Annotated in this window: 6 protein-coding genes; 2 read left to right on the top strand and 4 right to left on the bottom strand. The window is 59.1% G+C overall.

Going from position 1 to position 9038, the window contains the following annotated elements:
* Positions 1-523: 523 nt before the first annotated feature.
* The 3 genes from IB254_RS04830 to IB254_RS04820 all read right to left on the bottom strand — a co-directional run bounded on the left by IB254_RS04830 (position 524) and on the right by IB254_RS04820 (position 3766).
* Positions 524-2371, bottom strand: a complete 1848-nt coding sequence (locus IB254_RS04830; protein ID WP_032832524.1) for an amidohydrolase — start codon at positions 2369-2371, stop codon at positions 524-526.
* Positions 2372-2676: 305 nt separating this feature from the next.
* Positions 2677-2991, bottom strand: coding sequence for an SCP2 sterol-binding domain-containing protein (locus IB254_RS04825; protein ID WP_008015934.1), 315 nt, complete (start codon positions 2989-2991; stop codon positions 2677-2679).
* Between the two features lie 64 nt (positions 2992-3055).
* A complete protein-coding gene (locus IB254_RS04820; protein WP_192416603.1) occupies positions 3056-3766 on the bottom strand; it encodes a histidine phosphatase family protein in 711 nt (236 codons plus the stop codon).
* Positions 3767-3969: 203 nt separating this feature from the next.
* Here IB254_RS04820 and sohB point away from each other — a divergent pair, with 203 nt between their 5' ends.
* Positions 3970-4992, top strand: coding sequence for a protease SohB (sohB, locus tag IB254_RS04815; RefSeq protein WP_192416602.1), 1023 nt, complete (start codon positions 3970-3972; stop codon positions 4990-4992).
* 4 nt (positions 4993-4996) lie between these two features.
* Here sohB and IB254_RS04810 read toward each other — a convergent pair whose 3' ends face one another.
* Positions 4997-5185 (bottom strand): hypothetical protein, encoded by a 189-nt coding sequence (locus IB254_RS04810; protein WP_192416601.1) that lies wholly within the window; start codon positions 5183-5185, stop codon positions 4997-4999.
* Here IB254_RS04810 and IB254_RS04805 point away from each other — a divergent pair.
* Positions 5184-9029: a leucine-rich repeat domain-containing protein gene (locus tag IB254_RS04805; RefSeq protein WP_192416600.1), complete on the top strand. Its 3846-nt coding sequence runs from the start codon at positions 5184-5186 to the stop codon at positions 9027-9029. The genes IB254_RS04810 and IB254_RS04805 overlap by 2 nt on opposite strands.
* Positions 9030-9038: the final 9 nt, after the last annotated feature.

Here is a 9038-nt window from a genome sequence, read left to right as displayed (position 1 = left end):
ATATTTGTTGACTGGACGGACGCCATCGCCAGCAAGCCGGCTCCTACAGGGGATCGGTGTACATATCCGGAATGAGTGACCGCAGCAGTGAAGGCGAGCGCGTACGGTTATAGAGACAGGTCGGCTGGCAGGCCGCCTCGCTTTTGCTTTGGTTTTTGATCTTGATCTGCCCCGTCGGAAGGCCGAGTGGAGGTTCTGCGTAGTGGGCAACCCGGCATGGATGCCGGGTTAGCCGCCCCGGCCATGGATGGCCGATGGCGGCGGGCCCACGGAGCAGGACCGGAGCGAGGGCATGGCGAGCATTAGCGAGCCACCGTACGTCAGGGGCGCGGGCGCTTGGTTACTTGGCGCTCTTCCAAGTGACCCGCTGTAAAAGCGGAACCAATAGCCGCCGTTACCCCGGTAATGGATATGTACACCCTCAAAAAACTCGTCGCCTGATAAGCAGCCATCGCTGGCAAGCCAGCTCCTACAGGGTCCAAGGTGAACCCTGTGAGTGCAACGTCAATCTCAGGCCAGGCATTCAAAACGCAAAACACGAACAACCAAACGCCCCCCAAAATCCCTGAAAATCACTCACCGGTGCCGAAGACAACCGCGCCCGCTCATGGCTATGGGCATGCACGGCGCAAGCCCCGACACACTGATGCACCTGCGCCGTCATCGGCGCCAACGGTTTCCAATGGCCCGGCACGTTCACCACCGGTGACCATTCCGGCACCACCGGTACAGGCGGCGGCCCGAGTTTCTCGAACTCGGCGGTGCCATAGACAATCTTGCCGTCGACAATCGTCAGCACCGACTCGATCCATTTGACCGCTTCGTCCTCGATGTGGAAATAGTCCGCCGACAGCGCAATCAGGTCCGCCAGTTGCCCGACCTTGATCTGGCCTTTCTTGCCCTGCTCGGAAGAGAACCAGGCGCTGCCGTGGGTGAACAATTCCAGCGCAGTGTCGCGGCTCAAGCCTTGCGGATACAACGCCAGACCACCGACGGTGCGGCCGCTGACCAGCCAATACATCGAAGTCCAGGGGTTGTAGCTCGACACCCGCGTGGCGTCAGTGCCGGCACCGACCGGTACACCTTCGGCAAGCATGCGCGCGATGGGTGGTGTGTGTTCGGCAGCCTTGGCGCCGTAGCGATCGACGAAGTACTCGCCTTGAAAGGCCATGCGGTCCTGAATCGCAATGCCGCCGCCCAAGGCTTTGACGCGCTCGATGTTCTGCGGGGTGATGGTTTCGGCGTGGTCGAAAAACCATGGCAAACCGTCGAACGGGATGTCGCGATTGACCTTCTCGAACACATCGAGCATGCGGCTGATGGATTCGTTGTACGTAGCGTGCAGGCGGAATGGCCAACGCTGTTCCACCAGGTGCCGGACCACTGGCTCCAGTTCCTGCTCCATGGTTTGCGGCAGGTCCGGGCGTGGTTCCAGGAAGTCTTCGAAATCCGCCGCCGAAAACACCAGCATTTCCCCGGCACCGTTGTGCCGCAGGAAATCGTCGCCCTGGCCGTAATGCGACGTGCCGGTCCAGTTTTTGAAGTCGGTCAGCTCTTCCTTGGGTTTCTGCGTGAACAGGTTATAGGCGATCCGCACCGTCAGCTGTTGGTCTTTGGCCAGTTGTTGGATCACCTGATAGTCGTCCGGGTAATTCTGATAACCGCCGCCAGCATCGATGGCGCTGGTGACGCCGAGGCGATTGAGCTCGCGCATGAACTGCCGGGTCGAGTTGACCTGGTACTCCAGCGGCAGTTTCGGGCCCTTGGCCAGGGTCGAATACAGAATCATCGCGTTAGGGCGCGCGATCAGCATGCCGGTCGGGTCGCCGTTGGCATCTCGCTGGATTTCACCGCCCGGCGGGTTCGGCGTGTCGCGGGTGTAGCCGACCACTTTCAACGCGGCGCGGTTGAGCAGGGCGCGGTCGTAGAGGTGCAGCACGAACACCGGCGTATCCGGCGCGGCTTTGTTCAGTTCATCAATCGTCGGCAGGCGCTTTTCGGCGAACTGGAATTCGTTCCAGCCGCCGACCACCCGTACCCATTGCGGCGTGGGTGTACGGTCCGCCTGATCCTTGAGCATGCGCAAGGCATCGACCAAGGACGGCACGCCTTCCCAGCGCAACTCAAGGTTGTAATTCAAGCCGCCACGGATCAAGTGCAGGTGCGAGTCATTGAGGCCAGGGATCACCGTGCGACCGTGCAGATCAATGATTTGCGTGCCGGGACCTTGCAGGGCCATGGCCTGAGCGTCGCTGCCGACCACCACGAAGCGTCCGTCCTTGATCGCGACGGCGCTGGCCTGGGGTTTCTTGCGATCGACGGTGTGCAGGCGTCCGTTGTACAGAATGAGGTCGGCCGGGGCATCTGGCATGGTTTTACTCCCTGCGATTAGCGGGCTGATCCAGGCGCCGACGGCACCTGCCGTAAGGCCTTGCAGTACACGTCGACGGTTGAAACCGTCGTGCTCGTCAGGTGGGCTCATGCAGTGTTCTCCGCTCGGTTCTTTCATAGAAAAAAAAGGGGATAGAACAGCCGATGTCTGACGCATGCGGCCAGAAGGAATATAGACCGCAAATTCACCGACAGCCGTTTTCCAAAGATGAAAAACGACGAATCCCGCCACAAGGGGCGGGATTCGTGTGCAACCAGAGGCTCCCGAGCGCGGGAGCCGCCGTCTTAGCTTGGGAACAGCTCGGACAGTTTCATCGCCAACATCATGTCGCCTTCAGCGCGCAGTTTGCCGCCCATGAACGCTTGCATGCCGTCGGTCGAACCGTCAACGATGCCTTCCAGGGTTTCGCCGTCCATCACCAGAGTGACCTGGGCGTCCGGGTTTTCGCCTTCTTGCAGTTCGCAGGTGCTGTCTTTGACGATCAGCGAGAAGTTCTTGGTGTCGTCGATGCGGAAACCGAAAACCAGGTCCAGGCCGGCAGCAGCGGCTGGGTTGAACTTGGCTTTCATTGCTTGTACGGCATCAGCTACGGAGGTCATGGTTCGATCCTTTCTTGGGTAATTAGAGCTGGGTGATTACAGCCAGGGTCACAATAGTCCGGACTCAGCGAAACGTGATGAGTTCCGGTGCTTTCAACAGTTGCAGGTGCGCATGACTGTTGAAAGAAGCCAGTGCCACCTCGCGACCACGGAATTTCAGTTGGTTGAGCGAGGTGTTGACGATTTGCCAGTTCAGTTCAAAGGCCTGCCTGGCGGGCATTTGCGTAATGAGGTGGAGCAGGGCAGTGATGGTGCCGCCGGAGGTGAACACGGCGATTTTCTGGGTGTTGTCGGCACTTTCGAGGATGCGATGCAGACCGGCCTGCACCCGCTCGACAAAGCCCAGCCAGCTTTCCAGGCCTGGTGTGTCATACGTACCGGCCAGCCAGCGCTCGATGATCAGTGCGAAAATACGCTGGAACTCGGCGCGGTTTTGCGCAGCGTTGCGCAGGATGTCCAGCGCTTCGGGCTCATCGTCGAGCATGGCCGGCAACAGCGCACGGATGACCGCGTCGGCGTCGAATTCGTTGAACGCGGAATCGATTTCCACGGTCGGCACCGGCAGGCCCAGGGCCGCGAACTGTTCCAGCGCGCTGTTGGCCGTATGCTGCTGACGGCGCAGGTCTCCCGAGAGGCAGCGGTCGAAGCTGATACCCAGTTCGGCGAGGTGCCGGCCGAGGACTTCTGCCTGGCGAATACCGGTCGGCGACAGGACGTCATAGTCGTCTGCACCAAAGGAGGCCTGGCCATGTCGAATCAAATAGATAGTGCCCACGTCCGCGTCATCCCGGTACGTTGAAGGTTCGGCGAGGTTATGAGGATGGCGGTGAGCTGTCAATGAAAAAACATACGCTTGTTTGAAATGCTCGTTACAGGCCTGTTGCCAGAGGTTTCACGGCTGGCCGCCAAGCCGGCGCATGGGTATGCTGATGGTATCCCGCGCGCGTTTATGCAGCGCATTGTACTGAAGGAGTCACTGTGGAGTTTTTGTCCGAGTACGCCAGTTTTCTGGCTAAAACCGTGACACTGGTGATCGCCATTCTGGTGGTCCTGGCCAGTTTCGCGGCATTGCGCAGTAAAGGTCGACGCAAGTCGGCCGGCCAGTTGCAAGTCAGCAAACTCAATGATTTCTACAAAGGGCTGCGCGAACGCCTGGAGCAGACCTTGCTCGACAAGGACCAGCTCAAGGCCTTGCGCAAGGTCGAGGCTAAATCCGAGAAAAAGCAAAAGAAGAAACCCGAAGCAAAACCGCGGGTGTTCGTGCTGGATTTCGACGGTGACATCAAGGCATCGGCCACTGAAAGCCTGCGTCACGAGATCACCGCGCTGCTGACCCTGGCCACGCCAAAGGACGAAGTGGTGCTGCGTCTGGAAAGCGGTGGCGGCATGGTTCACAGCTACGGCCTGGCATCCTCGCAACTGGCGCGCATCCGTGATGCGGGTGTGCCTTTGACCGTGTGTATCGACAAGGTCGCGGCCAGTGGCGGTTACATGATGGCCTGCATCGGCGAGAAGATCATCAGCGCGCCGTTCGCGATTCTCGGCTCGATCGGCGTGGTGGCGCAGTTGCCCAACGTCAACCGCCTGCTGAAAAAGCACGACATCGACTTCGAAGTCCTGACCGCAGGCGAGTACAAACGCACCCTCACCGTGTTTGGCGAAAATACCGAGAAGGGCCGTGAGAAGTTCCAGGAAGACCTGGACATCACTCACCAGCTGTTCAAGAACTTCGTTTCCCGCTATCGCCCGCAACTGGCCATCGACGAAGTGGCGACCGGCGAAATCTGGCTCGGCATCGCGGCGCTGGACAAGCAATTGGTGGACGAGCTCAAGACCAGCGATGAATACCTCGCCGAGCGCGCGAAGAAATCGGAGCTTTATCACCTGCACTACGCCGAACGCAAAAGCCTGCAAGAGCGCATCGGCATGGCGGCCAGCGGCTCGGTCGATCGCGTATTGCTGAGCTGGTGGAGTCGGTTGACCCAGCAACGCTTCTGGTGATTTTTCAAAACACCATCGCCTGAAAAATGAAACCGTGGATAGCCTCCACGGTTTTTTTTGCCTCCCGCAAGGCCGCGCTTTCCGTGCGCATGCAGCGAAATTTCCTATCGTCACTGTCAATCGGTCCGGCTTTTTCGGCAGCCCGGGTTGGGTAGGGTGGTGTTCCTGAAATGATTGCAATGGAATGCACCATGAAAGAGCTCCCTCATAACAACGCTGCCGGCCCGCATCCTGCGCCTTCTGCACGAATGCGAGACGAACTGAAAGCCGCGCTGGATATCGCGCTGCCCCAAACCCCCGGCCAGTTTGGCGAACACCTGATCAAGGAGAAATGGGGGCAGGGGATTGATCCGCAGACAGCTTTGCTGGTTACGCTTGATTACAACTACAAGGGCCATCCTGCCATTGATGGTATTGAGCAAGGGCAAGTAGCGAGCTCACGATCGCTCCTGCAAACGTTGTTATCCAACTATCAGTCTGTGGGTGACGGGCGTTTCGCTGAAACCGCGTTCGGCCTGTACACGCCGCCGGATATCGGGCCTGCCGTACGCATTGTGAAAAACGTCGATGAGTTCGCCGACCACGGCAGCGGTAATCACCAGACGTATGAAGGCATCTATCGCCAAACCACACCGCAAGTTTACGGGCCTTCAACACAGATCAACCTGCGGCCTGCCGATTACAAGAAATGGGTCTGGGAACTGGAACTGAAGGACTTGTACGAAGGGTATCTCGGTCAAGCCTGGCCAGCCGACGACGTGCTTGTTGCAGCCGAACCTTACGCGCTGAGGACGTCGGTCAAGGCGGCGTTCGTCATGGTCGCCTGGTTGCAGTTTCACGAACAACGCCTGTCGCCAAAAGGCCTCGAACTGGCGATGCAAGCGGCAGGTTTACCAGCGGATCAGCCATGGGAAACACTGACCATCGGGCAACTGCAAGCACAGACTCACGCGCCTTTCTCGGTCAGGATCGGCCGGATAAAGCTCTACCGTTATACCGCGAACGATATCTGGGCCTTTCGTGACACAGCAAGCGCCAGAGTGCTGTTGTACATTCCCGGCAATTCTTCTCCGCTGCACGAATTCGCCGATGCCGTTCAACTGCACCAATGGATTGCCGCTCAAGGCCGGGTGAGTGAGACCAGGCAGGCATTGGCCGCCCACTTTGCTGAACATGACCGCGAGGACGGTACGTTTCATGCCGGTGTTCTGACGGCGCTGGATGGCATGGCGTTGTATCCGGCAAAACACTGGCTGACGAACAATGCCGGTTTTTTCAACAACGACGGCTACTGGGACCCGGACGAGTACATTGGCTACGACGATCCGGCACCTGACACCGATCCGTTTGCCCAGTGCGTGCTGACGATGAAGAAGGCCGCCCGGACCAGCATCAAAAGCATCCGTGACGATGCCCAGGTCAATCGTGACAATCTAAGCGCGGTCGTTGAGCCGATTGTGCAATGGGTCAACCGGTTTGGGCCCTTGGTGTTGTTCGTTCCGGGAGGCGAGGGGATATTGGCGCTGGCCGGGCTTATCGATGCGGGCTACGGCATTGATCAGGTGGTCAATGGCAAGACATCCAGCGAACGCTCAGAGGGCGTGACGCGCACTGTTTTTGGCTTGCTCAATGCCTTGCCGATCGTCGCGGAGGTGGCGCAAAAAGGTGACGCTGCCATCATCGACTCAGCAGAGGAAGGCATAAGGCCTGTGCCGGAAGCGGCCGTTGCCCTAACGCCAGGCCCTTCGAACGTATTGCCGGCGACCCGCGTCGAACTCATGCGCGCAATTGGCCCCTCTGTAGCTTCGTTCAGCGATGAAGTGCTGGTGCAGATCGGCAAGGCCAGCACGATTGACGACGACATGCTGCGGTTGATCCAGACTGGCCGCTCGCCGACGCCCTTGTTGGCTGACACCATCAATCGCTTCAGGATCGATAAGGATCTCGGGCCGGCCGGGGACCCAGGGCTATTCGGCCAACGTTACGCTGAACTGCAACGTTCAGAGCTTGAATGGGTCCGGTTGTTCCAGGACCAATACCCGGACCTGCCAACAAGCGCAATCGAGCAAATGCTCGACCGCTATGGCGTGGACATCCAACGGACGCCCGAGATAGCCGAGGCCAGGCAGGTTTTCGCACGCCTGGACAGCAAGGCACGGCAATACCAACAGCATGTGCGGCTCAATCGCGCCTATGAAGGCTTTTATCTGCGCTCGGTGGTGAACGTCGAGACGGACAGGCTGGCATTGCATTCCCTGAAAAACCTGCCCGGTTGGCCCGAGGACTTGCGGATCGAGGTCCTCGACGGTTCGTCCACTGGCCGGGTGCTTGACCGTTGCGGTCCCCTCGATACCCCGAACTCCCGACACATCATCAAGGTGGGAAATCGTTACCTGCGGCAAGGCCGGCAAACGGATTTCTACGACGCGATCCTCGGCGTGCTGTCGGAGGAGGAGCGCTCGATTTTGCATCTCACGTCGCTGGATCCAGCCAGCGAGTTGCGGCTCAGCCTCAGCGATCATGCATTGTCCCGGCCCGAAACCCTGCTTGGCTTGCAAAGGCTCGACTCCGGGTTGACCTTCGAGCGGCAGGGGTTGCGCGGTGGGGGGTACCCGACGACGCCACAAGGGGACGCCATGAAACTGCAAGCGACCCGATTACAGATCAAGGACATTTACCCGGACTTCACCGACGCTGACGCGGATCAGGTCATACAGCGTGCGGGTGTATCCGTACAGGCGCACATCGACGGGCTGAATCTGCAGTTGCGGCAACTCAACACCGAGTTGTTTGACTGGGTCGATCAAGCCGCGCTAGACATTGCCGACATCGAACTTCCCTTGCTGGCCATGGGCGACGAAGCCGCTGCGGGTATGAGCCATGCACAAATCGCCGTGCACAATGCGCATGTCCTGCAAACGGGCTTGAATGAGGAGCGAGCGATCAGGACTGAGCTTGCCGTAGAGCTTGTCGCTATTTGGCAAAAACGCGGGCCACCGCTAAATCGCCTGTACTCAGGCGAGCAAGTGCGCGGTGTCAGGCTCGATCTTGCCTTCGAGAACTATCACCGATTGCCCACCTTGAGTGTCCGGTTGGACGATGTGCTCGAATTGTCGATGCAAGGCTTCCATCTGACCGAGGAGGGCAGTTTGAACGGCTTTCTCGAAAGCTTCCCGAATCTTGAAACGTTGAATCTGGAAAACGTCGACTTGCGTCATTTCTCCGAGGACGGCCACGAGGGGTGTGCCTTACCGCCTGCGCTCTGCGGGCTGAGACATCTGTCCTCACTCAATCTGCGCGCCACCCAACTGGTATTCACTGAGCGCGCCGCTTCACAACTGACCGACCTGACCCGCCTGCAAAGCCTCGACCTGAGCGACAACCCGTTGGGCGTACCGCCGATGCTGCTCGGCTTGAACAACCTGCGTAAGCTCAACCTGAGGAATACCGGAATAAGTCGATGCCCGGTCGGGATCAAGCATGAGCCGTACCTGACCTCCCTTGATTTGCGTGATAACCAGATCACGCGGGTCCCCCAGGCGGTGCTGAACCAGGCCATCGCCAGGGATCGAGTGCTGCTGTGGAACAACCCGTTGACCGACGAAGACACGTTGCGCCGTCTGATTACGCATCGAGAACAAACGGGGATCAACTTGTGGTTGGGTGCGGCGGGGCCTGACTATGGGAATCCGGTGGCCTGGTTGAACGGGGCTGAAGCAGGGCTGCGCGATGCCCGGCTGCAAATCTGGCAGCGACTGGCGCTCAAGCCAGGTGGTGGGCGGTTTTTAGGGACCATGAACACATTGACGCTCACCCCGGATTTCCAGGTCAACTATCTGGACCTTCAGGCACGGGTATGGCGACTGTTGACGGAAGCAGACGCTTCGGACCAGTTGTGGGGGCGATTGAGCAGGAATACACCTATGCCGGAGGGAGCTTTCGACAACCCTCTTGCGGTTTTCGCGGTGCTGGAAAACCGTATGCAGCTATACCGGGACTGGATGACCTTGGGACAACCGATACCGATCCTGCGATAGGAACGCCAA

The sequence above is a fragment of the Pseudomonas sp. PDM03 genome (assembly GCF_014852385.1).
GTDB classification, from domain to species: domain Bacteria; phylum Pseudomonadota; class Gammaproteobacteria; order Pseudomonadales; family Pseudomonadaceae; genus Aquipseudomonas; species Aquipseudomonas migulae.
Note: the sequence above shows the minus strand (reverse complement) of the source record. Positions and strands in the feature narration are given on the sequence as shown.